At 74.2% G+C, this 26,426-nt stretch carries 7 protein-coding genes; all 7 read right to left on the reverse strand.

Going from position 1 to position 26,426, the window contains the following annotated elements; genetic code table 11:
- Positions 1–18: 18 nt before the first annotated feature.
- Complete coding sequence (locus AB5J49_RS09110) at positions 19–564, reverse strand: arginine repressor (RefSeq protein WP_062715470.1); 546 nt, start codon at positions 562–564, stop codon at positions 19–21.
- Positions 565–583: 19 nt separating this feature from the next.
- A complete protein-coding gene (locus AB5J49_RS09115) occupies positions 584–1,771 on the reverse strand; it encodes an acetylornithine transaminase (RefSeq protein WP_369168019.1) in 1,188 nt (395 codons plus the stop codon).
- Entirely contained in the window at positions 1,768–2,676 is a 909-nt protein-coding gene (argB, locus tag AB5J49_RS09120; protein ID WP_369168020.1) for an acetylglutamate kinase, read from the reverse strand. The genes AB5J49_RS09115 and argB overlap by 4 nt, the downstream gene beginning before the upstream one ends.
- On the reverse strand, positions 2,673–3,824 hold the full coding sequence (gene argJ, locus AB5J49_RS09125) for a bifunctional glutamate N-acetyltransferase/amino-acid acetyltransferase ArgJ (RefSeq protein ID WP_369168021.1): 1,152 nt from the start codon (positions 3,822–3,824) through the stop codon (positions 2,673–2,675). Before argJ ends, argB begins: the two co-directional genes overlap by 4 nt.
- Entirely contained in the window at positions 3,821–4,849 is a 1,029-nt protein-coding gene (gene argC / locus AB5J49_RS09130) for an N-acetyl-gamma-glutamyl-phosphate reductase (RefSeq protein ID WP_369168023.1), read from the reverse strand. Before argC ends, argJ begins: the two co-directional genes overlap by 4 nt.
- Positions 4,850–5,027: 178 nt before the next feature.
- Positions 5,028–8,288: an ACP S-malonyltransferase gene (gene fabD / locus AB5J49_RS09135; protein WP_369168025.1), complete on the reverse strand. Its 3,261-nt coding sequence runs from the start codon at positions 8,286–8,288 to the stop codon at positions 5,028–5,030.
- Positions 8,285–26,413 (reverse strand): amino acid adenylation domain-containing protein, encoded by an 18,129-nt coding sequence (locus AB5J49_RS09140; RefSeq protein WP_369168026.1) that lies wholly within the window; start codon positions 26,411–26,413, stop codon positions 8,285–8,287. The genes fabD and AB5J49_RS09140 overlap by 4 nt, the downstream gene beginning before the upstream one ends.
- Positions 26,414–26,426 lie beyond the last annotated feature (13 nt).

Genomic DNA, 26,426 nt, shown 5'->3' on the forward strand with positions numbered 1-26,426 from the left:
GGACCGCCACGACCCCACTCAGTGGCCGTTCTGAGCCAACCGCAACAGATGATCGGCCAAGGCCTGACCCCCCGTAGGATTCCGGCTGATCAGCAGCAACGTATCGTCACCGGCGATCGTGCCGAGAATGTCTTGCAGCTCGGCCTGGTCAATGGCCGAGGCCAAGAACTGCGCGGCCCCCGGAGGGGTACGCAGGACCACGAGGTTCGCGGAAGCCTCCGCGGAGATCAGCAGCTCCTGGGAGAGCCGCCGCATCCGCTCCTCCTTGGCCGACTCGCCCAGCGGCGCACGGGGGGTCCGGAAACCCCCCTCACTGGGCACCGCGTAGATCAGATCGCCCTCGTTGTTACGGATCTTCACCGCGTTGAGTTCGTCCAGGTCCCGGGAGAGCGTCGCCTGGGTCACGCTCAACCCGTCGTCGGCGAGCAGCTTCGCCAACTGGCTCTGGGACCGCACGGGTTGCCGGTTGAGGATGTCCACGATCCGGCGGTGGCGTGCGGTGCGGGTCTGCGGCACGGCAGGCCCGGCGGCCCCGTTGTGCTCGTGGTCCTGCGCCTGACTCATCGTCGTCTCATTTCCCGGATCATCCGTCCCCGTTGGCCACGTCGAGCACGCCGGGAAGGGCCTGAAGAAGCGCCTCCACTTCGTCGTCACCGAGGTTCAGCGGCGGCATGAGCCGTACGACATCGGGGGCGGGCGCGTTCACCAGGAAACCGGCGTCCTGAGCCACCTGCTGCACCTTGGCGGCGAGCGGCTCGGTGAGCACGATACCCAGGAGCAGTCCCGCGCCCCGGACACAGTCGATCAACGGGTGGCCCAGCGCCTCGATCCCGTCCCGCAACTTCTCGCTCTGTTGCTTGACGTTCTCCAGCAATCCGTCGTTCGCGATGGTGTCCAGCACGGCCAGTCCCGCGGCACACGCGACCGGGTTGCCGCCGAAGGTCGTCCCGTGGTGACCGGGCTGCAGCAGCTCCGCCGCCCGCCCGAAGGCGACCGTCGCGCCCAGCGGCAGTCCGCCGCCGAGCTGCTTGGCGAGCGTGACGACGTCGGGCAGCACGCCGTCATGGGCCTGGTACTCGAACCAGTGCCCGGTACGGCCGATGCCGGTCTGCACCTCGTCGAGGACGAGCAGCGCACCGCTGGCGGCGGTGATCGCCCGAGCCGCCTTCAGATAGCCGGCCGGCGGCACCACGACCCCGAGCTCGCCCTGGATCGGCTCGATGATCACGAGAGCCGTCTCCTCGGTCACCGCGGCGGCCAGCGCCTGCGCGTCGCCGAACGGCACGTGGGTGACATCACCGGGCAGCGGCAGGAAGGGCTCCCGCTTGCCGGCCTGGCCGGTCATCGCGAGGGCGCCCATCGTGCGGCCGTGGAAGCCGCCCTCGGTGGCGACGACGTGGGTCCGCCCGGTCAGCCGGCCGATCTTGAACGCGGCCTCGTTGGCCTCGGCACCGGAGTTGCAGAAGAAGACCTTGCCGTCCCGCCCGAAGAGCTGGAGCAGCCGTTCGGCGAGGGCGACGGTCGGCTCGGCCATGAAGAAGTTGGAGATGTGGCCGAGGGACGCGATCTGCGTGCTCACGGCCTCGACGATCGCGGGGTGGGCGTGGCCCAGCGCGTTCGTCGCGATGCCGCCGACGAAGTCGAGGTACTGCTTGCCGTCGGCGTCCCAGACCTTGAGGCCCTCACCGCGTACGAGAGGGAGCCTCGGGGTGCCGTAGTTGTTCATCAGCGAGCCCTGCCACCGCTGGGTCAACTCCTGATTGTTCGTCATACGGCATCCCCCTCTTGCGCGTCCGGCACGACCATCGTGCCGATGCCTTCGTCGGTGAAGATCTCCAGCAGGATCGAGTGCTGGACCCGGCCGTCGATGACGCGGGCGGTGGTGACGCCGTTGCGTACGGCGTGCAGGCAGCCCTCCATCTTCGGCACCATGCCGGAGCTCAACTCCGGCAGCAGCTTCTCCAGTTGGGAAGCGGTGAGGCGGCTGATCACCTCGTCGGAGTGGGGCCAGTCCTCGTAGAGGCCCTCGACGTCCGTGAGGACCATGAGGGTTTCGGCGCCCAGAGCAGCAGCGAGTGCCGCAGCCGCCGTATCAGCATTGACGTTGTAGACATGTCCGTCGTCCTGGGAGCGGGCGATCGACGAGACGACCGGGATGCGGCCGTCGGCGAGCAGGGCCTCGATCGCGCCCGTGTCGATCTCGGTGATCTCGCCCACCCGCCCGATGTCGACCAACTCGCCGTCGATCTCGGGCCGGTGCTTGGTGGCGGTGATGGTGTGCGCGTCCTCGCCGGTGAGGCCGATGGCCAGCGGGCCGTGCTGGTTGAGGAGCCCGACCAGCTCGCGCTGGACCTGCCCGGCCAGCACCATCCGTACGACGTCCATGGCGTCCTCGGTGGTGACGCGCAGGCCGGCCTTGAACTCGCTGACGATGCCGTGCTGGTCGAGGGCGGCGCTGATCTGCGGGCCGCCGCCGTGCACGACGACGGGCTTGAGGCCGGCGTGGTGCAGGAACACGACGTCCTGGGCGAACGCGGCCTTCAGGTCCTCGTCGATCATGGCGTTGCCGCCGAACTTGATCACGACGGTCTTGCCGTTGTGGCGGACCAGCCAGGGCAGCGCCTCGATGAGGATCTGGGCCTTGGGGAGCGCGGTGTGCTTACGCGTAGTGCTCATGACGAGTAGGCGCTGTTCTCGTGGACGTAGTCGGCGGTGAGGTCGTTGGTCCAGATCGTGGCGGTCTCGGAGCCCGCCGCGAGGTCGGCGACGATGTGCACCTCGCGGTAGCGCATGTCGACCTTCTCGCGGTCCTCGCCGACACCGCCGTTCTTGCAGACCCAGACGCCGTTGATGGCGACGTTGAGCTGGTCCGGCTCGAAGGCGGCGGACGTCGTGCCGATCGCGGAGAGGACGCGGCCCCAGTTGGGGTCCTCGCCGTGGATGGCGCACTTGAGGAGGTTGTTGCGGGCGATGGAGCGGCCCACCTCGACGGCGTCGTCCTCGGTCGCGGCGCCCACCACCTCGACCTTGATGTCCTTGCTGGCGCCCTCGGCGTCCCGGATCAGCTGCTGCCCGAGGTCGTCACAGACGGCCCGTACGGCCTCGGCGAACTCCTCGTACTCCGGGGTGACTTCGGCGGCTCCGGAGGCGAGCAGCAGCACGGTGTCGTTGGTCGACATGCAGCCGTCGGAGTCGACGCGGTCGAAGGTGACCTTGGTGGCGGCGCGCAGCGCCTTGTCCAGGACGTCGCTGTCGAGGGCGGCGTCGGTGGTCAGGACGACGAGCATGGTGGCGAGGCCGGGCGCGAGCATGCCGGCGCCCTTCGCCATCCCGCCGACCGTCCAGCCGTCCTTCGTCACGACGGAGGTCTTGTGCACGGTGTCGGTGGTCTTGATGGCGATGGCGGCCTTCTCGCCGCCGTGCTCGGAGAGCTGGGCGGCGGCGGTCTCGACGCCGGGGAGCAGCTTCTCCATGGGCAGGAGGACGCCGATGAGGCCGGTCGAGCAGACGGCGACCTCGATGGCGCCCCGGCCGAGGACCTCGGCGACCTTCTCGGCGGTCGCGTGGGTGTCCTGGAAGCCCTTGGGGCCCGTACAGGCGTTGGCGCCCCCGGAGTTGAGGACGACCGCGGAGACCTGACCGCCCTTCAGGGCCTGCTCGGACCACAGCACCGGCGCGGCCTTGACGCGGTTGGAGGTGAAGACGCCCGCGGCGGATCGGCGGGGCCCGGTGTTGACCACGAGGGCCAGGTCCGGGTTGCCGTTCTCCTTGATCCCGGCGGCGATGCCCGCCGCCGTGAATCCCTTTGCTGCCGTGACACTCACGGTGCGACTCCGATCGTGGAAAGCCCGGTGTTCTCGTGAAACCCGAGGGCGATGTTCATGCTCTGCACGGCACCACCGGCCGTGCCCTTGGTCAGGTTGTCGATGGCGCTGATCGCGATGATGCGGTTCGCGGCGGCGTCGTGAGCGACCTGCACCTGAACGGCGTTAGAACCGTAGACGGACGCCGTGGCGGGCCACTGCCCCTCCGGGAGGAGGTGGACGAAGGGCTCGTCGGCGAACGCCTTCTCGTAGGCGGCGCGGACGGAGTCCGCCGTGACGCCGGGGCGCGCGCTCGCGGTGCACGTGGCGAGGATGCCGCGGGGCATCGGCGCGAGGGTCGGCGTGAAGGAGACGGAGACCCGCTCGCCCGCCACCGCGCTGAGGTTCTGGATCATCTCGGGCGTGTGCCGGTGGCCGCCGCCGACGCCGTACGGCGACATGGAGCCCATGACCTCGCTGCCCAGCAGATGCGGCTTGAGTGCCTTGCCCGCGCCCGAGGTGCCGGACGCGGCGACGATCACGGCCTCGGGCTCGGCGAGGCCGGCGGCGTAGGCCGGGAAGAGGGCGAGCGAGACGGCGGTCGGGTAGCAGCCGGGTACCGCGATGCGCTTGGACCCCGTAAGCCGAGCGCGGCCACCCGGCAGCTCGGGGAGGCCGTACGGCCAGGTGCCGGCGTGCGGGGAGCCGTAGAACGTCTCCCAGTCGGCCGCGTCCTCCAGCCGGAAGTCGGCTCCCATGTCGACGACGAGCACGTCCGGGCCGAGCTGCTCGGCGACGGCGGCGGACTGTCCGTGGGGCAGGGCGAGGAAGACGACGTCATGGCCGGCGAGGACCTCGGGGGTGGTCTCCTGGAGCACGCGGTCGGCGAGGGGCAGCAGGTGCGGTTGGAGCACACCGAGCCGCTGTCCCGCGTTCGAGTGGCCGGTCAGGGCCCCGATCTCGACCTCGGGGTGCGCCAGGAGCAGACGCAGCAGTTCCCCGCCCGCGTATCCGCTCGCTCCGGCCACTGCCGCACGTACCGCCATGGAATCCTCCTCCTAGAGGGCATGACTATACGTATCGATGCACGTTTATGCAATCTTGAGGGTGCGGGACAGACCGGAAGCCGGTACCACCGCATCGGTCGGCGGTACCGGCTTCTGGTTCCGTTCCCCGGAGCGACCAGTGCGCCACTCGTTCAGGATGCGGTGTGCGGCACCGCACTCAGCCGAAGTTGCGCAGGCGTGCGGAGAGGTGGATGGCGGCGCCCTCCATCAGGGTGTCGGCGATCGCCTCCACCGTGCGGGCTCGCCACGGGTGGAGCTCGGTGTCCGCGACCACCTGGTTGAAGGCGCCCATCGCGGGGCCGCAGTGCACCAGGTAGTCCACCCGGGAGCGCTGGTCACCGCTCACGGCGAGGCGGAAACCGCGTGTGAAGTAGCCGCGGAACACTGCCGCCAGCTGCTGCTCGGGGGTGCTGCCCGCCGCGACGGGCGCGGGGGCCTCGCCGCCCAGGTACCGGTCGAGAACCTGGCTCCTGGTCTCTTCGTCCAGCTGGGCGAGCGAGCCATGCCGGCGCCACAGCTCGTGCAGCCGGGACGCCCGGGCCGGGAAGAACAGCCCCCGCTTGAGGTAGCGGGCCTGGACGCCGAGATCGAACAGCTCGCCCCAGGGCGCGGTGTCCACGTCGTACTCGCGGGCCTCCTGGAGGATGTCCTTGACCTCCGCGCTCGTGGCCGCCTCCACGGAGCACTGGTTGACCGAGCCGGTCAGGACGAAGTCGGCGCCGAGCAGGAACGCGGCCCCGGTGGCCTCGGGCGTGCCGATGCCGCCCGCGCACCCCACGTGCACCCGGTGGCCGCCCGTCGCGGTCGTGTCCCGCAGCCGCAGCACGGCGGGCAGCAGGGTGAGCAGGTCGGCCGTGCTGCTCAGCCAGCCGCCGTCGGCCTCCACGCACAGATCGTCCGCCATCGGCCGGCCGGCCGCCGCGCGGGCCTCCTCGGCGGTGACCTCGCCCGTCTCCAACAGCCGGGCGACCAGCCGCTCCGGCGGCGGGGCCAGGAACTCGGCGGCCACGTCCGTGCGGGACACCTTGGCGATGATCCGGCCGCCCTTGAGGCGGAACCGGACCAGGGCCGGGGTGATCAGCGGGAAGCCGGACGCCTCGACCAGGTCGGCGCCGTGCCGCAGGAGCAGGTCCACCAGGGCGGACTCCTCCTCGGGGGCGCCGTGCCGGTACAGCAGGTTGACGCCGAAGGAGCCGCCCAGGCCCAGTTCCCCGGACAGGTCGCGCAGCAGGCCGTCCACCTCGTCGAGGGGCATGCCGCCGGTCCCCAGGAAGCCGAGCAGCCCCGCCTTGGCCGCCGCGCCCAGCATCTCGCGGCCCGAGATGCCGCCGTACAGGGCTCCCAGCAGGTACGCGCGCCGCAGGCCGTACCGCTCGCGGAAGGTGGCGGCTCCGAGGGTGTCAGCCGTCGGGGCGGCGAAGGCCGCGGGTGGTACGGGGGCCGGCGACTGGACGGAAGGCAGCGGCTCAGCGAGTCGTTCCCCCGCTTCCGGCGCGGGAAGCGGCTCCGCGTTCTTCCTGATCTTGGCGGCCAGATTGGTCAGGACCCGGCCCGGGCCCAGCTCCACGAACTCGAAGTCGCCGTGGCCCATCAGCCGGCGCACCGTGTCGGTCCAGCGGACCGGGGAGTCGATCTGCGCGGTCAGGGTCGCCTTGACCGCGCCGGGGGCGTACGGCTGCGCGTCCACGTTGGCCAGCACCGGGACGGCCGGGTCCCGCAGGGTGAAGCCGTCCAGGAAGCGCGCGAACTCCGCGGCGGTGTCGCGCATGTGGCGGGAGTGGAAGGGCGCGCTGACGTTGAGCCGGACGGCGCGGACTCCGGCCGACTCGAAGGCGGCGCGGGCGGCGTCGACACCCTCGACCGGACCGGACAGCACGAACTGGTCGGGGGCGTTGTAGTTGGCCAGGTCGAGCTCGTCGATGCCGGAGTCGGCGAGCACCCGCAGCACGGTCGCCTCGTCGCAGCCGACCACCGCGGCCATCCCGCCACCGCCGGCCGCCGCCATCAGGGCGCCGCGCCGCTGCACCAGGCGCAGCCCGGTCTCGAAGTCGAAGACGCCGGCGGCGAACAGGGCGGCGTACTCGCCGAGGCTGTGGCCGACCAGGTAGTCGGCCGGCTCGGCGTCCTCGGTGAGCCGGTCGAGATAGGTCAGGACGCTGACGACGTAGAGCGCCGGCTGTGTGTACTCGGTACGGCCCAGGCGGCGCTCCGGGTCGTGGACGCACAGTTCCTCGATCGAGTAGCCGAGCACGCGGTCGGCGATCGCGGTCTCCCGCGGGTACCTGGCGAACAGCTCCTTGCCCATCCCCCGCTGCTGAGACCCCTGACCTGGGAAACCGTAGACCTTCATGCCATGTGCCTTCCTTGCCGTCTTCGCTGTCACCGGAGTCGGATCTGGGTGTGGATGTGGGTGTGGATAGGAGGGCGGTGCCGCGAGCGTCCGGGCCTGTTCCAGGGCCCGTGGGTCGTGGCCGAACGGGCTGAGCAGCGGCAGCGAACGGGAGCGGTCACCCGCCGGGAGGTTGCCGCGGACGAAGTTGTGCAGGGTGCCCGAGGGGCTCAGGTCGAGGTAGAGGAAGTCGCCGCGGGCCCGCATCGCGGCCATGGCCCGCTCGAACTCGATGGGTCTGCGGGCGACCTGCCAGAAGTGGTCGGCACCGGGCCGCTCGACGAGCCGTCCGTCCACGCACGACACCCAGGGGACGCGCGGTGGGGCGAAGGCCACCCCGTCGAAGACGGCCCGGCACTCGGCGAGGACGCCGTCCATCAGGCTGGAGTGGTAGGCGTACTCGACCGGCACCCGCTGGTGCAGCACCTCGGCCGCGCGCAGGGCCGCCTCGGCCCGGTCCAGATCCGCGTCGGTGCCCGCGACCACGATGTGGCCGGGGTAGTTGCGGGCGGCGACCTCGCAGCCGGGCAACGCGGGGATCCGGTCCCGGCCGTCCGGGCGGGTGATGACCGCGAGCAGCCCGCCGCGCGGGCCCGCCGGCAGGCTCTCCGCCTGCCGGACGAGCAGCCGCAGGCACGTCTCGGCGTCGATGCTGCCGGAGACGACCGCGGCCGCGTACTCGCCGAGGCTGGAGCCGAGCAGGTAGTCCGGCTCGATGCCGGCCGCGCGCAAGGTCTCGGCCAGGGCGAGTTCGATCATGACGATCGCCGGGTGGGTGAGCCGGGTGTCGACGAAGGGGTCGTTCTTGCGCCGGGCCGGGTCGAGGATCCGGTCGAGGACCGACTCGCCCAGCAGCTCGGCGGCGACAGCGTCGTAGCGCCGCAGGGCCGTGCGGAACACCTCGTCGGACTCGAAGAGTTCCTCGCCCATGCGGTAGTACTGCGAGCCCTGCCCGGAGAACATGAAGACCACGGGCAGGCGCCCGGTGGGCGTCTCGGTCATCGCGGGCGTCCCGTTGGCCGCGCTCATCGGTACGTGTCCCAGAACAGGTCGGCCGCCGCCGACCGGGCAGGTGCCTCGGGCGCCTCGGAGGCGGTGCCCCGGATGACGACCGTGCGCTCCGACGGGGGCTGCGGCAGCGGTACCCGGGCGGCGCGGTGGTCCGCCGGGGCCGGGGCGAGCAGCAGGTGCGCGTTGGTGCCGCCGTCGGCGAAGCAGTTGAGCGCGGCCCGGTCCGCGCCCGCGGGCCACGGGCGGAGCTCTCTCGGGAAGTACATCGCGGAGGCGTCCACGTCGAAGTGCGGCAGGGGCTGCTGTCCGGAACGGAACGGCACCTGCTGGCGGTGGTGCAGCATCAGGACGACCTTGATGAACGCGGCGATGCCCTCCGCGGCCAGCGGATGACCGATGTTCGGCTTCACCGACCCGAGCGCGAGCCGCGCCGAACGGGCCGGGCCGGCGCCGTAGACACCCTCGATCGCCTTCAGTTCGAGCAGGTCGGTGACGGTCGAGCCGGAGGCGTTGGTCTCCACCCAGCCGACGTCCTGCGGCGCGCGGCCGCTGAGCGCCAGCGCCTCGGCCATCACGTCCTTCTGGGCCCGCAGGTTGGGGGTGGCGGGTCCGGCGGTGCGGCCGTCGTTGTTGATCGCGATGCCCTCCAGTACGGCGAGCACCCGGTCACCGTCCGCCTGGGCCCGGGCCAGCGGCTTGAGGACGACGACGCCGACGCCCTCGCCGAGCACCAGGCCGGCCGCCCGGCCGTCGAACGCGTGGAACTCCGGGCCGGGGTTGAGCAGCCCGCGCTGCCCGAACACCCGGTGCGCCCGGTCGTCCGCGAGCAGGCTCACACCGGCGACGACTGCCGACTCGACGGAACCCGTGCGCAGTGCCTGTACGGCCATGTCCATCGCCACCAGGGCGGAGGAACAGGCGGTGTCCACCACCAGGCTCGGGCCCTGGAAGTCGAAGAACTGGGAGATGTTGGCCGCGAGGTAGTTCTGGCCGGTGACCACGACCGGGTTCTTGGCCCGCTCCAGGTCCGCCGGGTCGGGGGTGTGGGTGGCCCGGCCGCCGACGTACACGCCGACCCTGCGGCCCCTGAGGTCCGCCGGGCGGTGACCGGCGTGGTGCACGGCCCTGTCGACCTCCTCAAGCAGGAGCAGGGCCTGCGGGTCCATCGCCTTCACGTCGGCCTCGGACAGCAGGAACCGCTCGGGCGCGAACCGCAGCACCTCCGGCAGCAGCCCGGCGTGGTAACCGAGCGAGCGGCCGAAGCGGGAGTCCGGGATGGGACGCAGCGCCGTACGGCCGTCGCGCAGCAGCTCCCAGTAGGCGTCGGCGGAGTCGGCGTCGGGGAAGCGGCAGGAGAGGCCGACCACGGCTATGGCGCCACCTCGCGGGTCCGGGGTGGGCGTACCGCCGGAGGTGGTGCCCTGCTGATGGACGGTGGTGGCGGGTGGGGCGGAGGGGGCGGAGGGGGTGTCGAAGGCCCAGACGGATGCCGGGGCCGCCGACTCCGGCCGTACCTCAGTCTCGGCCTCGGGTGCCGTGCCGCCGGTCTCCGTGCCGCCTGTCTCCATGTCGCCGAACTCCGCGAGGAGTTCCGTCCGGTGTTCCTCGCCGAGATACGCCGCGAAACCGTCCACCGTCGGGTGTTCCAGCAGGGCCGACGGGTCGACCGAGACGTCCAGGCGCTGGGCGACGGTCTGGACGAGCTGGGAGACCATGATCGAGTCCATGCCGTAGTCGTGGACCGGGACGTCCCCGGCCAGCTTGGCGCGGTCGAAGCGGAGTTCCGCCGCGAGCTGGTCGAGCAGCCAGGAGGCGACCGCCTCGACGGCGGCGCTCACGTCCGCGCCCGCGCCGGCCACCGGTCGGGGCGCGGCGGCCGGTGCGGTGGGCGCGGCGGCCGGTGCGGCGGCCGGGGTGCCCAGGCGCCGTGCCGTCAGCCGCTCGGCACTGAACTCGGCGTCGGGGCGCGGCAGTACGGGCATCACGACCCGGGCACCGCTCTCCAGCGCGCGGTCGAGCAGGGCCAGCCCCTGTGCGTCGGTGAGCGAGGCGAGGCCGGAGGCCTGGTAGGCGGCGCTGCGGGCCTCCCCCATGCCGGTGTCCTTCCAGCTCGGCCACTGCACGCTGACCAGGGGCAGGCCGTACGGGCGGGCCTCGGCCACCGCGTCCAGGTAGGCGTTGGCCATGGCGTAGTCGCTCTGGCCGACCGCGAGGGCGGGAACGGCGGCGGCGACCGACGAGTACAGCACGAACAGGCCGAGCGGCTCGTCGCGGAAGCACTCCAGCAAGGCGTCCAGGCCGAACACCTTCGGTGCGAGGACACGGGCGACGCCGGTCTGCGGCTTGCGGACGAACGCCGGGTTCTCGAAGTCGGTGAAGCCCGCGCTGTGGATCACGCCACCGACCGGGCCGAGCCGCAGTCTGACGTCGGCGAGAACCTTGGCGAGCGCCTCCTTCTCGTCCAACGGCACGGCGACGGCCTCGAGTTCGACGCCCTGGGCGGCCAGTTCGGCCAGCGGGCGCAGCTTGCGGCCCAGCGGGCCGTCCTCGGCGATGTGCGCGGCCCACTCGGCGCGCGGCGGCAGCTCCTCGCGGCCGGTGAGGACCAGCTTGCGCACGCCGTGCCGGGCGACGAAGTGGCGTGCGGTGAGCAGCCCTAGGCCGCGCGTGCCGCCGGTCACCCACAGCACGTGGTCCGCCGGGAAGCGGAGTTCGGCGCGCTGCGCCCGCGGGGCCTCGGCGAACGTCGCCAGGTGACGCGCTCCCCCGCGGTAGGCGACCTCGGCGGGCTCGCCGTCGACGGACAGCTCCTCTCCGATCCAGCGGCACAGCTGCTCGTCGGTCGCGGCACGGTCGATCTCCACGTGGCGGGAGCGGACGTGGCGGTACTCGCTCTGCAGCATCCGGTACAGGCCCACCCGGGCCGCTCCGCCGAGGGCGGGCGCGCCACGCGAGACGAGCAGGGCGCGCAGGTCGCGGCGGCCGAGGTCGACCAGGTGCTGGAGCCAGCGCAGCCAGGAGGGCAGCGCGACGTGCGTGGGCTGAAGTCCGGGGCCGGTGCAGCCGGCCAGGTCGACGACGGCGTCGAAGCGGTCCCAGCGGGTGCCGGCGTCGGTGAGTTCGGCGTCGATCCGGTCTGCGGTGAGCACCTCGGCGGCCGGCAGCACCGCCGCGAGCCGGGCGGCCAGCGCCTCGGTACCGGGTGCGGCGAGTACGGCGGTCAGGGCGGGCGGCGCCGTACGGGGCGCGGGCGGGGCGGGGAGCCACTGCCGGGTCAGCAGCAGCCCCTCGGGGTCGCGCCGGGCGCCGAGGGCGGCCAGTTCGGCGTCGGCCGCGGCCAGCCAGACCCGGTCGCCGTCGAAGGGGTAGCCGGGCAGCGCCACCCGGGCGGGCCTGCCGCCGGGGTGCAGGGCGGGCCAGTCGACCTGCTGTCCGCCGGTCCAGGCGGTGGCGTACGCGGCGGGGTCGGCGGGGAGCCGCTCACCCGCTACGGGCCTGCGCGGGTCGACCACGCCGGTCCAGCTGCCGGCCGGGGTGCCGCCAGCGGCGAACTCGTCGAGGCGGTCGCACAGTTCGGGCAGGTCGTGGAAGTGCACGGCCAGCCGGTGGGCCATCGCCTCGCGGCCCGTCTGCAGGGTCCAGGCGACCTGCGCCGGGGTGGCGGTGTCCTCGGCGCGCAGGTGGCCGGCGAGCCGCCGGGCCTGCGCTGCCAGCCGGCCGGCGTCCCGCGCGGAGAGCACGGCCAGCTGGGGACCGGCCGGAACGGCCCCGGAACCGGCGCCGTCGCCGTCGCCGACGTACTCCTGCAGGATGATGTGGGCGTTCGTGCCGCCCGCGCCGAAGGAGCTCACGCCCGCCGTCCTCGGCCGTACCCTGCCGTCCGACAGGACGCGGCGGGGCCAGGGCGCCCGCTCACGCTGGACCTCGAACGGGGTCGCCGTGAAGTCGATGTTCGGGTTGAGGCGGTCCGCGTGCAGGGACGGCGCCAGCTCGCCGTGCCGCATCTGGAGCAGCACCTTGGTGATCGCGGCGATGCCGGCGGCCGACTCGGCGTGCCCGATGTTGGACTTGACCGAGCCGATGGGCAGCCGCTCGGGCGGCTCGTCGCCGAAGGCCCGCAGCATGCCGGTGATCTCCACCGGGTCGCCGAGGGCGGTGCCGGTGCCGTGCGCCTCCAGGTAGTCGAGGTCGGCGGGCGCGAGCCCGGCCCGCTCCAGCGCCGTACGCACGAGCTCGCCCTGGGCCTTGGGGTTGGGGACGCTGTAACCCGCGCCCGCGCCGCCGTGGTTGACGGCGGAGGCCTTGACCACGGCGAGGATCCGGTCGCCGTCGGCGAGGGCCGCGTCCAGGCGCTTGAGCAGGACGGCGCCCGAGCCCTCGGCGGGCACGTACCCGGTGCCGCCCTCGCCGAAGCTGCGGCAGCGCCCGTCCTCGGCGAGGAAGCCGCGTTGGGCGAGCTGGAGGAACTTCACCGGGTGGCTGGAGATGTTGACCCCGCCGGCCACGGCGACGTCGCAGTCGCCGTTGCGGATGGCGAGGCAGGCCTGGTGGATGGTGACCAGCGACGAGGAGCACATGGTGTCCAGGCCGACGCTGGGGCCCGCGAAGTCGAAGAAGTACGACACCCGGTTGGCCACCGAGGCGTACGACGAGGAGGTCGCGAAGCCTTCGCCGCGCAGCGCCTCCTGGACGCCGTACAGCTGGTAGTGGCCGTACATCATGCCGACGAACACGCCGGTGCGGGCGCCGCGCATCTGCTCGCGGGTGTAGCCCGCGTCCTCCAGCAGATGCCAGACGGTCTCCAGGAACACCCGCTCCTGCGGGTCGGTGTGCTCCGCCTCGATCTGCGACATCCGGAAGAACAGCGGGTCGAAGCGGTCGGCGCCGGGTACGAAGCCGCCCCACTTGCCGTAGGTCTTGCCCGTGGCGGACTTGTCCGGGTCGTAGAACAGGCCGTGGTCCCAGCGGTCGGCGGGGATCTCCTCGACGCTGTCCCGGCCGGCGCGCAGGTTGCGCCAGAACTCGGCGACGTCGTCGGCCTGGGGGTAGCGTCCCGCGACGCCGATGATGGCGATGGCGTCGTCCTGCGGGGCGGGCGCGGCCGGCTCGGCGGGCTTCGTCGGGAGCACGGTCGCCGCGGGAGCTGTGGTGTCCGGGGCCGTGGTGTCCGGGGCCGTGGTCTCCGGGGCCGTGGTCTCCGGGGCCGTGGTCTCCGGGGCCGTGGTCTCCGGGGCGGGGGCCGGGAACGCGCCGGGGTGGGCCCCTGCCAGGTGGCCGGCGAGGTCGCGTACGGTCACGTACTCGAAGAGCAGGGTCTTCGACAGCGGGCCGACGCGTTCCTCCAGGCGGCGGATGAGGCTCATGGTGATGAGCGAGTCCACGCCGTACCGGTCGAAGGGTTCGGCCACGGCGATCTCCGCCTCGGGCAGCTTCAGCTCCTCGGCGAGCAGCCGCAGGACCAGTTCCTCGGCGCGCTCGTGCGCTCCGGGCGCGGCGGTGCCGGACTCGTCCTTGCGCGGCGCGGCGCCTTCGAGGGCCTGGAGGATGCGGTCGGGGTCGCCGGCGGCCAGGAGCAGGCGCGGCGCGGTGTGGGCGAGGGCGCGGTCCAGGGCCCGCAGGGCGGGGGCGGTGCGCAGCGGGCGCATGCCGAGCACCCGCTCCATGTGGGCCTCGGCGTCGGCGTCGAGGCGCATCCCGCCGTCGGCCCAGAGCGGCCAGGCGGCCGCGAGGGTGCGGCCGTGCCGGGCGCCTTCCCGGCGGCGCCGCTCGCGCTCGTCGGCGAAGTGGTCGAGGAAGGCGTTGGCGAAGGCGTAGTCGCTCTGGCCGGCGTTGCCGAAGGCCGCGGCCGCCGAGGAGAGCGCGACGAAGTAGTCCAGCGGTTCGTCCGCCGTCGCCTCGTCGAGCAGCACGGTGCCGTGCACCTTGGCGGCGAGGACGGCGTCCGCGTCCTCGCGCCGCTTGGTGCGTATGAGCCCGTCCCTGAGGACGCCGGCCGCGTGCACGACGCCGCTGACCGAGCCGTGCGCCCGGCGGGCCTCGGCCACCAGGTCGCGTACGGCGGCCGGGTCGGTGATGTCGGCGAGCACCACCCGGGCGCCGAGGGCGTCGGCGCGGGCCCGGGTCTCGGGGTCGGGGGCGGTGCGCGCGGCGAGCACGATGCCGCCGCCGGTGACACCGGCGGCCCGCCGCGCGGCGGCGATGTGCTCGGCGACGAGCAGGCCCAGGGCGCCGGTGCCGCCGGTGACGATGTGCGCGCCGGCACCGGTGAACGCGGCGCCCGGCGCGGCCGGGAGGCTCACCTGCCGCCAGGCGCGGCGGGCCCGGCCCTCCTCGTCCGTGCGCACCTCGGGGCCGCCGTCCGCGCCGAGTTCGGCGACGACGGCCTCGGCGAGCGGGCGGCCCGGGGCGACGGCCAGGACGCCGAGGGCGACCGACGGTTGCTCCAGGCGCACGGTGCGGGCGAAGGCGGCCATCGCCGGCTGGGCGGGCGACGGGGCCTGCTCGGGGTGGACGTACAGGTAGCGCAGCGCGTCGCGGCGCTCGCGCTGCCAGGCCCGCAGGAAGGCCAGGGCCGCGTGGAAGCCGTGCTCCACGGAGTCGTTGGCGGTGCGGTCGGGTCCGGCCAGGTGGACGACGTGGACGGGTCCGGCTCCGGCGGCGCGCACGGCGGCCTCGGCGTCGAAGCCGGTGCCGAGCGGGATGCGGCGGACATCGGCGCCCGTCGCCGTGAGGGCGACGGCCACGTCGGTGGCGTCGGCGGAGGCAGGGTCCAGCAGCAGGACCCGTGCGGCGGAGGGGAGTTGGCCGTGCGCAGCGGGCGCGGCCTCCCAGGCCGGCTCGAAGGCGTGGACGACGTCGACGGCGGACACGGCCTGCGTCCCGGGCGCGGGTGCGGTGTCCGTCGCTCGCGTGGCGTCCGCCGGGCGCAGCGCCCTCAGGGTGAAGGACTCCAGCGCGGCGGCCACCTGCCCGTTCTCGTCGAGCAGGGCGACGTCGAAGGAGAGGGAGCCCGCCGGGCCGGGGCGCCGGGCCGGGGTGGCGTACGCGTAACCCCGCTCGGGCAGCGGGGCGTACAGCCGGACCGAGCCCAGGGAGAACGGCAGGTAGGGTGCCGGGCCCGCCGGGTCCCCGGCGCCGGGGACGAGCCGGCCCGCGGTCTGCAGGGCGGCGTCCAGCAGCGAGGGGTGGAAGGCGTACGCACCGGCGTCCGCGCGCTGCGGCTCCGGCAGGCGCAGCGTCGCCAGCGCCTCCCCGGGGCCCTCGGCGATCTCCTCGATCACCCGGAACGCGGGCCCGTAGGCGAAGCCGAGCCGGACGAAGGCGTCGTAGCAGTCGGACCCCGCCTGAACGCGAGTGCAGCGGGCACGTACGTCCGCCGGGGCGATGGGGGCGGGCCGGGAACCGGGGTCGTCGAACCGCAGGGTGCCGCCGGCGTGCACCGGCGCGTCCTCGGCGGTGCCGCGCACCTCGAACGCGGCGCGGGAGCGGTCGCCGGTGACGCGGACCAGCAGCGAGTGCCCGGTCTGGCCGGAGGCGAGCCGGACCGGCGCCGCCCACACCAGGTCGTCGACGCCGCGCACCGGGACTCCCCCGGCGGCGAGTTCGCCCGCCAGGCGGCCCATCTCCAGATAGGCCACCCCAGGCAGCACCAGGTCGCCGCCGACGACGTGGTCGCGCAGGAAGAACTCCTCGCCCGTCAGCGTCTTGGCGAACCGCTGCTCGCCGAAGGTGGAGACGTTGGCGTCCAGGAGGGTGGGGTGCAGACGGGGGCCGGGCTCTGCGGGGCGCTCGCCGGCGGTGACCCAGTGCCGGGGACCGGCGAACGGGTAGGCGGGCAGGTGGACGCGGCGCCGGGCGGCGCCCTCGTGCAGGGTCCGCCAGTCGACGTCGGTGCCGTGCAGCCAGGCGTCGGCGAGGGCGTGGAGGTCACGCCCGTCCGGGGAGCCGGGCCGGCCCGTCCGCGGTTCCGTCACGTGGGCGGTGCGTACGGCGGAGGGGCGTCCGGCCAGGTACGCGGTGAGCTCGGCGCGCAGGGACGCGGTGCCGTCGGCGACCAAGGCGAGCCGGTGCGGCATCGGTTCCCGGCCCGTCTGCAGGGTGTGGGCGAGGTCCGCGGCCGGGACGTCCTGCCGTCCGAGGTGGTCGGCGAGCCGTTCGGCGGAGCGCCTGAGCGCCTCTCCGTCGCGGGCCGAGAGCACGAAGACCTGCTGGGCCGCGGGCTCGTCGCGGGTGTCGGGCATGGGCGGTTCCTCCAGCACGATGTGCGCGCCCGCCCCGCCGAAGCCGAAGGAGCTGACGCCGCCGCGGCGCGGCAGCTCGGCTCCGTGGGCGTCCTGGGGACGCGGCCAGGGACGGGCGGTGGCGGCGACCTCGAAGGGGCCGCCGTCGAGTTCCAGGTAGGGGTTCTGCTCGCGGAAGTGCAGGCTGGCCGGGACGGTGCCGTGCCGCATCGACAGGACCACCTTGAACAGTCCGGCGATACCGGCGGCGGCCTCCAGGTGGCCGATGTTCGTCTTGACCGAGCCGATGGCGCACGGGGCGGACCCGCCGGGCGTGCCTTCCTGTGCCCGCAGCCGCCGGAAGGCGGAGCTCAGACCGGTGGTCTCGATCGGGTCGCCCAGGGCAGTGCCGGTGCCGTGCGCCTCGATGTAGCCGACGGTGTCCGGGTGGACGCCGGCGGCCTGGTAGGCCTCGACCAGCAGATCGGCCTGGGCGTCGGGGTTGGGGGCGGTGAGCGAGGTGGTCCGGCCGCCGTGGTTGAGGGCGGCGGCCTTGATCACGGCGTGTACGGCGTCGCCGTCGTGCTCGGCCCGCTCGTTCGGCTTGAGCAGGACGACGCCCGCGCCCTCGCCGCGCACATAGCCGTCGGCGCGGCTGTCGAAGGCCTTGCAGCGGCCGTCGGGGCTGAGCATCTCGCCCTGGCTGAGCGCCTCGTAGACGCCCGGGGCCAGCATGAGGCTGACGCCGCCCGCGATGGCCAGGTCGCAGGTGCCGTCGCGCAGGGCGGCGCAGGCCTGGTGGACGGCGGTGAGGGAGCCGGAGCAGGCGGTGTCGACGGCGATGCTGGGACCGCGCAGGTCGAGCAGGTACGACACCCGGTTCGGGACGATCGACAGGGCGGCGCCGGTGAGGGTGTGGCCCTCGGTGGCGCGTCCGGCGGCCCGCTGCACCTCGTGGTAGTCGGAGTTGGTGACGGCGATGAACACGCCGACCCGCTTCCCGGCCAGCTCGGAGGGGCGGTAGCCGGCGTCCTCGACGGCCTGCCAGACGGTCTCGAGCAGCAACCGCTGCTGCGGGTCCATCAGTTCGGCCTCTCGGGGCGAGATGCCGAAGAACGCGGCGTCGAACCGGTCCACGTCCGGGGCGAAGCCGCCCCAGCGGGAGCGGGAGCCCGGGTGGTCGCGCCAGTCCCAGCGGTCGGCGGGGATCTCGCCGACCAGGTCGTCGCCGGCGGCGAGGTGGTCCCAGAACTCCCTGAGGTCCACGGAGCCGGGCAGGCGCCCCGCCATGCCGATGACGGCGACCTCGCGGCCGGCGGGGGCCGCCGGTGTCCCGGACCCGGCGGAGGCCCCGGAAGCCCCGGCCCCGTCGGGGACCGCCGAAACCCCGGACTCGGCCGGCGCGGCCTGTTCGGTGCCGGGTGCCTGCGGGGCCGTCCCGAAGTGGGCCGTCCCGAAGTGGGCCGTCCCGAAGTGGGCCGTCAGCGCGGCCTCGTGGTGCTCCCACAGGTGCTCGGCGAGCGCGTGCAGGGTGCCGCGGCGGTAGAAGAGGGTCGGGTACTCGGTGATGCCGTACGCCTTGCGCAGTTCGGCGCTGAGGGCGGTGAAGCTCACGGAGTTCATGCCGGTCTCGCCGAGCGGCGTGTGCGCGCCGATGTCCTCGGGGCTCAGGTCCACGAGGGTGGCGACCATACGGGCCAGCTCGGCGACGAGGGCCTGCGTGCGGCCGCCGGCGGCCCCTGCCGGGGCGGTGGTGCGGGCCGCGGCCGGGGATCCGGCGCCGAAGCGGGCGCGCAGGTCGGCCAGGGGCAGCGCGGCCAGCGTGGTGCGGTCGGTCTTCCCGTTCAGGGTGCGCGGCAAGTCGCTCACCCGGACCAGGGCGTCGGGCACCATGTGGTCCGGCAGCCAGGCCGCCAGCCTCTCCCGGTCCGGCTCGGCCGCGCCGTCCTCCAGGACGTAGCAGGCGAGCAGGGTGTGCGAGCCCGCTGCCTGTCCACGCGCCACGACGACGGCCTCGCGGACGCCGTCGAGCCGGCGCAGGGTCGCCTCGATCTCCTCCAGCTCGACGCGGTAACCGCGCACCTTGACCTGGGAGTCGAGCCGGCCGAGGTACTCGATGGTGCCGTCGGCGAGCCGTCGTACGAGGTCGCCCGTGCGGTACATGCGGGCCTCGGCGCGCGCCGCGAACGGGTCGGGCAGGAAGCGCTCGGCGGTCAGTTCGGGGCGGCCGAGGTAGCCGTCGGCCACGCCGTCGCCGCCGATGTACAACTCCCCGGCGACGGCGGTGGGGACGGGCCTGCGGGCGCTGTCGAGGACGTGGAGCGCGGTGTTGGCGATCGGGGCGCCCAGGGTGACCCGGCCGCCCGGGGTGAGGCGGCTCGCCGCCGACCAGATGGTGGTCTCGGTGGGGCCGTAGAGGTTCCACACCTGCCCGCCCGCCGCGAGGAGCGCCTCGGCCAGGTCGGCGGGCAGTGCCTCGCCCCCGCACAGCACCTTCAGCGCGGGGTCGCCCTGCCAGCCGGCGGCCAGCAGCATGCTCCAGGTGGCCGGGGTGGCCTGCATGACGGTGGGGCGGGCCCGCTCGACGGCCTCGCGCAGCCGCAGCCCGTCGCGGGCGTCCTCGGCGGCGAGCACCTCCACCGTGCCGCCGGTGACCAGCGGCAGGTACAGCTCCAGGCCGGAGATGTCGAAGCAGACGGTGGTGAGGGCCAGCAGGGTGTCGTTGGGGCCGAAGCCGGGCTCGCGGGCCATCGACCACAGGAAGTTGGTCAGCGCGCGGTGCGGCACCCGGACGCCCTTGGGACGGCCGGTGGAGCCGGAGGTGTAGATGACGTACGCGGCGTCGGACGGGCCGGCCGGGCCGGGCGAGGGCAGGGCGGGCGGCTGCTCGGAGGTGTCGACGACCAGCCGGGGCACAGCCGCGGGGCCGACGCCGGAGGTGGAGTGGGTGAGCAGCAGGTGCAGCCCGGCGTCCTCGGCCATGTAGGCGAGCCGGTCCTGCGGGTAGGCGGGGTCGAGCGGTACGTAGGCGGCGCCGGCGGCCTGGACGGCGAGGAGCGCCACCGGCAGGTCCTGGTCGCGCGGGAGCAGCACGCCGACGGTCCGGCCGCGGCCCGCTCCGGCGGCGGTGAGCCGGGCGGCGAGGGCGTCCACGCGCTCCACGAGCGTGCGGTACGTCAGCTCGGTGCTCGCGTGGCGGACCGCGACCGCGTCGGGCCGGGCCTCGGCCTGCCGTCGTACCAGTTCCCAGACCAGGGTGTCGGCCGGGTAGTCGGCGGGGGCGGGCGGGGTGAGCCGGGCCCGCTCGTCGGCGGTGAGCAGCTCCAGGTCGGCCACCGGGGTGCCGGGCCCTTCGACGGCGGCGGCGAGGAGGGTGGTGAAGTGGGCGCCGAGACGGGCCACCGTGTCCTCGTCGAAGAGGGCGGGGTCGTACTTGAGCGTGTAGCGGCAGCCCTGCTCCTGCTCGACGACCTCCAGGGTCAGGTCGAACTCGCCCTCCTGGTGCACTCCCTCGACGGGGCCGAGCACCACGGCGTCGCCGGAGGCGTCGCGGCGGGCGGTGCGGGTCCAGTTCTGGAAGTAGAAGGCGACGTTGAAGGGGGCGCCGGCCTCGGGGTCCGCGCGGCGGAGGTCGTCGGCCAGGGTGATCAGCGGGTACGCGCTGTGTTCCAGGGCGTCCAGCACGGTGCGGTGGACGCGGCGGAGCAGGGCGCGGAACTCCTCGGCGCCGTCGACGCGTTCGGCCAGCACCACCATGTTCATGAAGTAGCCGAGCGTGTCGTCGAAGCCGCTCGCCGGGCGTCCGGCGGTCGGCGTGCCGACGGCGATGTCGGCCTGGTCGCTGTAGCGGTGCAGCAGCGTGAACCAGGCGGCGAGGACGACCCCGAACAGGGACGTCTGCTCGGCGCCGGCGAGCGCGCGGGCCCGGTCGGCGACCGAGGCGGGTATGTGCCCGTCCAGGCTCGCCCCGTGGAAGCCGGGCACGGCCGGGCGGGGCCGGTCCAGCGGCAGCGGCACGGTGGTCCTGCGCCCGCCCAGCCGTTCGGTCCAGTACGCGCGCAGCCGCCGGCCCTCGGCACCGGCGAGCAGCTCGCGCTGCCAGGCGGCGAAGTCGGCGTAGCTGCGGGCGGGGTGCTCGGCGGGGAGCGCACGGCCCGCGAGGAGGGCGCGGTAGCCGCGTTCCAGCTCGCGCAGGAGCAGGGCGATGGAGACGCCGTCGAAGACCAGGTGGTGGAAGGTCAGCAGCAGCGCGTTGCGGCCGTCACCCAGGGTGTAGAGGGTGGCGCGGACGAGGGGGCCGACGGCGAGCTCGAAGGGGCGGCGCAGGTCGGCGCGCATCCGGTCGCGCAGCTCGGCGTCGCTTCTGGCGGTCAGGAAGACCTGCTGGAAGGGGAGTTCGGGCTCGGTCGCGATCCGCGCGTACGGCCCCTCGTCGCCGGCGTGGACGGTGGCCCGCAGCTCGGCGTGCCGGTCCACCAGGTCCTGCAGCACGGCCCGCAGGGCGAGCACGTCGAGGTCGCGGTCGAGCCAGAGGGCGAGGGGCAGGTTGTAGGCGTAGGTACCGGGCGCGATCTGCTCGATCACCCACAGGGCGCGCTGGCCCTCGGACAGGGGGTGGCGGCTCTCCTCACCGTCGGTGCGCGGGCGCAGGACGCGGGCCGCGGCGTCGGTGGCCGCGGAGACGGCGGGCTTGACGGCCGGGGCGGTGACCGGGACAGGTGTGTTGGGCGCTTCGGGCAGGGCGGGTCCGGCCGCCACCCCGGCGAGTTGGTTGGCGGCCAGGTGGGCGGTCAGCTCGCGCAGGGTCGGCTGCTCGAAGAAGTCGCCGAGCGGTACGGCGACACCGAACTCCTCGTCCACGGCGGCGACGATCTTCATGCCGCTGAGCGAGTCGAAGCCGTAGTCGGCCAGCGGGCGGTCGGGGTCGATGCGCTCGTCCAGCTTGAGGACCCGCTCGACGAGGTCGCGCAGACGCTCGGTGAGGGCGTCGGTGGAGGTGGTCGCGCCCGCGGAGCCGGAGGCTGATGCGGATGCGGATGCCGTGGCCGGGCCTGCCGTGGGTGCGGCCGCGCTCAGCAGGACCCCGTCGCTCTCCGCCACCAGGACGGTCTGGCCCAGCGCCGGGTCGCCGGCGCCCAGCGCGTGGACCGGGGCGTATCCCTCCTCGTGCAGCAGCCGGGTCCAGCCCTGCGGGGAGGCGAGCGGGGAGTCGGGCATGCGCAGGTGGCCGTCCCCGAAGGCCCACCAGCCCTCCAGGACACCGCCGCCGATGGTCAGCAGCGGCCGCACGGAGGTCAGTTCGTTGAGGACCAGCCAGCCGCCGGGCCGCAGCAGCGCCTTGGCCTTGCGCAGGGTGGCCCGCAGGTCGCTGGTGGCGTGCACGACGTTGGTGGCGACGACGAGGTCGGCGCACGCGGGCTCGAACCCCTGCTCCGTCAGGCCGCGTTCGAGGTTGAGCACCTGGAAGCGGGCGAAGTCGTAGCGTTCGGCGAAGCGTTCGCGGCCGTGCTCCAGGAAGCGCGGCGAGATGTCGGTGAAGGTGTACCCGACGCGTCCCGGGTGCGCGGCCAGCGCGGGCAGCACCCGTTCGCTGGTGGCGCCGGTGCCGGCGCCCAGTTCCACGACCTCGACCGTGCGGCCTTGGGGCAGCTGCGGCAGGCGCAGGTCCAGGAAGTGCCGGACCGTGTCGCGGACCAGGAGGTTGAAGGAGTCGGTGAGCGGGTTGCCCTTGTAGAAGTTCTGCACCAGCTTCATCGAGGAGCCGGGGAACATGATCTCGGTGGCGCCCACCTCGCCGCGCAGGATGCGCGGGTACGCCTGGAGGAACAGGCGGTTGAGGGTGACCGTCGGCTCGATGTCCGGGTAGGCCGCCGCGATCCGGTCGAACTCCGCCTCCCAGCGGGCGGAGTGCTCGTCCGCGTCGACTCCGTCGACCGCCGGGGTGGTGCTGACCAGGTCGCCGTCGCGGGTCAGGAATCCGGCGCCGGCCAGGATGTTGAGCAGTGCCTCGTGCAGCCGCCGGAAGCGGTCGAGGATGCCGAGGCGGCCGCGCAGCTCCTCGGCGCCGTGCCGTTCGCCGGAGCGCCGGAAGGCTCCCATGCGCTGGTAGACGCCGAGCAGCATGGGTGCGGAGACGGCCTCCAGCTCCTCGTATCCGGCGAGGACGCGGCGGGCGGCCGGGTCGGCGGCGGTACCGGTTCCGAGCTGTCCGGCCGCGGCGGCCAGGGCGGCCGGGTGGCCGCCGCCGAGGACCTCGCCGTCCAGGGCCGGGTCGTGGCCCATGGCCTCCAGGGCCCGGCGCCCGGCGCGGATCGGCATGACCTGCGGCAGCCCGCTGCCGAGGATGCGGTGGACGGCGGCGATGCCCGCGGTGGCGCTGAAGCCCTGGATGCCGAGCCCGGCGAAGATGTCGGCGAGGCCGGGCTGGGCGCCGGAGCCGACCATGCCCCAGTAGCCCTGGTTGACGACGGTCACCGGATACGGCAGCCGGTCGCGCAGGAACAGGGCGTAGGCGTCCTCGGTGGCGGAGGCGCAGATGTAGGCGCCGTTGCCGGCGAAGCTGCCGAAGGAGCCGGCGGAGGAGAAGTAGACCAGGAAGTCGAGGTCCTGGCCGTCGACGGCGGCGGCGAGCGCGGCGGCGCCCTCGGTCTTGACGCGGGTCGCGGCGCTGAAGGTCTCCTCGTCGAGATCGGCGAGGGCATGGTTGTCGAACACCATCGCGGCGTGCACGACCCCGTGCAGGGCGCCGAAGCGGCGGTGCGCCTCGGCGACGGCGGCGGCGAGGTCGGCGGTGGCGCAGGCGTCGCCGCGGACGTGGGCGATGTCTCCGCCGAGGGCGCGGATCTCCTCGGCGGCGGCGCGCTGTTCGGCGCCGAGGTCGCCGCGGCTGAACCACACCAGCCGGGCCCGGTGGCGTTCGGCGAGGTGGCGGCTGAGTTCCTGGGCGATGCCGCCGGTGCCGCCGATGAGCAGGTAGACGCCTTCGTCCCGGAAGACGGGGCCGGGCTCGGGCAGGGTGACGCGGCCGAGACGGCGGACGTAGCGGGCCCCGCCGCGCAGGGCCACGGTACGGCCGGTGGCGTCGGCGGGCGCGGCCAGGATCGCGTCGGCCAGGGTGGCGGTCGCTTCCTCGCCCGTGAGTTCGGCCGAGGCGAAGTCGAGGGCGCCGACCCGGAGTTCGGGGCGTTCCTTGGCCACCACCTGGAGCAGGCCGTGCATGCCCGCGGCGAAGGGGTTGGCGGCGGCGGTGCCCGCGACCGGGTGGACGTCGCTGGTGACCACGACGACGCGCGCGGCGCTGGTCGAGCGGACCAGGTGGAACAGGGAGAGGGAGCCGGTGCGCAGCTGCTCGGCGGCCCGGTCGGCGCCCAGGCCCTCGGCGACGCCGGTGCCGACGCCGCCGAGGTGGAGCACCAGGTCGGCGCCGTCGGTCCGCTCCAGCCAGGCGGACGGGGGAAGTTCGTCGATACGGACCGGCTCGAGACGGCTCTCGGGGATGCGGGCCGAGATCGCGTCGGCGAGCCAGGCGGAGGCCTCGGTCACCAGGGCGACGACGCGGCCCACGTGCGGGGCGGGTCCGGGAGCGGGTGCGTCCTCGCGTACCCACAGGGGCCGGTAGAAGTCCGGGAGTTGCTCCGCGGAGGGGTCGTCGTGCCCGGCCGGCCGTGCGGGGGCGGTACGGGCCGGGGGCTCGGGGATCCAGTAGCGCTTGCGGGCGAAGGGGTACGTCGGCAGCTCGGTCCGGCGGGCCGCGGCGGGGGTGACACGGGACCAGTCGACGTCGGCGCCGGCCAGCCAGTGCTCGGCCACCGCGACCAGGTCCCGCCGGGCCAGGGCCGCCTGAAGGGCGTCGGCCTCGGCGCCGGTGAGGACGACCCGTGCCCGGGTGGCCCGGCCGGTGCCGATCCGGGGGTCGGCCGCTCCCTTGGCGTACGCCTCCAGCAGCGCGGCCGACTCGGCCACCGAACCGACGGCCACGGCCAGCCGGAACTCGTGGGAGGTACGGCCGGACTGGAGGGTGTGGGCGACGTCGGCGAGGCGGAGGGGGTCTTCGGCCGGGCGGGTGGCTGCCCGCACACCGGCGCCGGACTCTGTGTCGGCTGGGCCCGACGCATCCGGTGCCTCCGAGGCGTCCGAGGCGTCCGAGGCGTCCGAGGCGTCGCCGATCGGTCCGTCGGCGCCTGCGGTTCCGGCGATCGCCCGCGCCATCGCGCCCAGCGTCCGCGCCGTGGTCACCGCCGCGGGCAGGGTGCCGTCCAGCTCGGCCGTCAGCGCCGCCTCCAGGCGGGCGCGTTCGGGGACGCCGAAGCCGCAGTCGGCGAGGTCGGTGCCGAGGTCGAGGAACTCGGGGGCCACGCCGACGGTTTCGGCGGCCAGGCGCAGGCACCGCCGCTGGGCGTCGCCCAGGGCGTCCCGGCCGGCGCCCACCGGTTCCGTGGCCGTGGCGCCGCGCAGGAACGCGGCGAGGTCGGCGGCGTACGCGCGCAGCCGGTCCTCGCTCTTGGCGGACAGGACGAGGAGCTGGTCGGTGTCGGGGGCGACCTGCTCGGCCGGTGGTGTGCGGTACTCCTCCACGACCAGGCAGGCGTTGGCGCCGCCCCCGCCGAAGGAGCTGACGACCGCGCGCAGCGGCAGGTCGCCGTCGTCCCCCGCGGACACCCAGGGCTGGAGGGTCTGCTGCACCTCGAAGGGCGTGGTGGTGAAGTCGATGCCGGGGTTGCGCCGGGCGGAGTTCAGCGAGGGCGCCAGCGTGCGGTGGCGCAGCTGGAACAGCACCTTGGTCAGGCCCGCGACACCGGCCGCCGACTCCAGGTGGCCGATGTTGGACTTCACCGAGCCCACGGCGACCGTCCGCCGCTCGGCCCGCTCGGCCGCGTCGATGCGCCCGCCGAAGGCCTCCACGAGCCCGGCGATCTCGATGGGGTCGCCGAGCGGGGTGCCGGTGCCGTGGGCCTCCACGTAGCCGACGGTGGCCGGGTCGGCCTGGGCGCGGTGCAGGGCGGCGCGGATCACCTCGGCCTGCGCGGCCGCGCTCGGCACGGTGTATCCGCCGGTCTTGCCGCCCGCGTTGATGGCGGAGCCGCGGATCACGCCGAGGATGCGGTCACCGTCGGCGATCGCGTCCTTCAGGGGCCGCAGCAGTACGGCGCCCACGCCCTCGCCGTCGACGAACCCGTCGGCGTCCGCACCGAAGCTCTTGAGCCGGTCACCGCGCGAGATCATCCCGCGGTCGGCCAGCATGCGCAGGTGCATGGGGTGCAGGATCAGGTTGACGCCGCCGGCGATCGCGGTGTGGCACTCCCCCGACCTGATGCTCTCGCAGGCCAGGTGGATCGCGGTGAGCGAGGCCGAGCAGGCGGTGTCGACGGCGAGGCTCGGGCCGGTGAAGTCGAAGGTGTACGAGACGCGGTTGGCGATCGACCAGTGGTTGGAGTGCGCGTCGGTGCGGACGCCGAGGGCGGTGGCCTCGCCGCCCATCCACTCGTAGTTGTTGTTCATGACGCCGGCGAAGACACCGACCGGGCCCCGGGCGGCCAGCTCGGCCGCCGGGTGGCCTGCGTCGTCCAGGACGGCTGCGGCGGTCTGCAGGAACAGCCGCTCCTGCGGGTCCATCGCCTCGGCGTCGGCCGGCGATATCTGGAAGAAGAGCGGGTCGAACTTGTCGACGTCGTCGATGAATCCGGCCCACTTGCTGTAGCTGCCGCGCACGCCCGCCGGGTCGTGGTGGGCGTCGGCGTCCCAGCGGTCGGCGGGCACCTCGCGGATGCAGTGCCGGCCCGTGGCCAGGTTGTCCCACAGCTCGGCGGGCGTCTCGGCCAGCGGGTAGCGGCCGGCGACGCCCACGATCGCCACGCCGTCGCTCGCCGGGGCCGGGGCTGAGGCCCCGGCCAGCAGGCTCAGCAGCAGCTTTCGCTTGTCGTCCACAGTTGCTCTCTCT

This window comes from Streptomyces sp. R28 (genome assembly GCF_041052385.1).
GTDB lineage: Bacteria > Actinomycetota > Actinomycetes > Streptomycetales > Streptomycetaceae > Streptomyces.

Excerpts from the sequence above, each read along its gene's own strand:
- AB5J49_RS09110 (WP_062715470.1), bottom strand. The coding sequence starts at position 564 with ATGAGTCAGGCGCAGGACCACGAGCACAACGGGGCCGCCGGGCCTGCC.
- AB5J49_RS09115 (WP_369168019.1), bottom strand. The coding sequence starts at position 1,771 with ATGACGAACAATCAGGAGTTGACCCAGCGGTGGCAGGGCTCGCTGATG.
- argB (WP_369168020.1), bottom strand. The coding sequence starts at position 2,676 with ATGAGCACTACGCGTAAGCACACCGCGCTCCCCAAGGCCCAGATCCTC.
- argC (WP_369168023.1), bottom strand. The coding sequence starts at position 4,849 with ATGGCGGTACGTGCGGCAGTGGCCGGAGCGAGCGGATACGCGGGCGGG.
- fabD (WP_369168025.1), bottom strand. The coding sequence starts at position 8,288 with ATGAGCGCGGCCAACGGGACGCCCGCGATGACCGAGACGCCCACCGGG.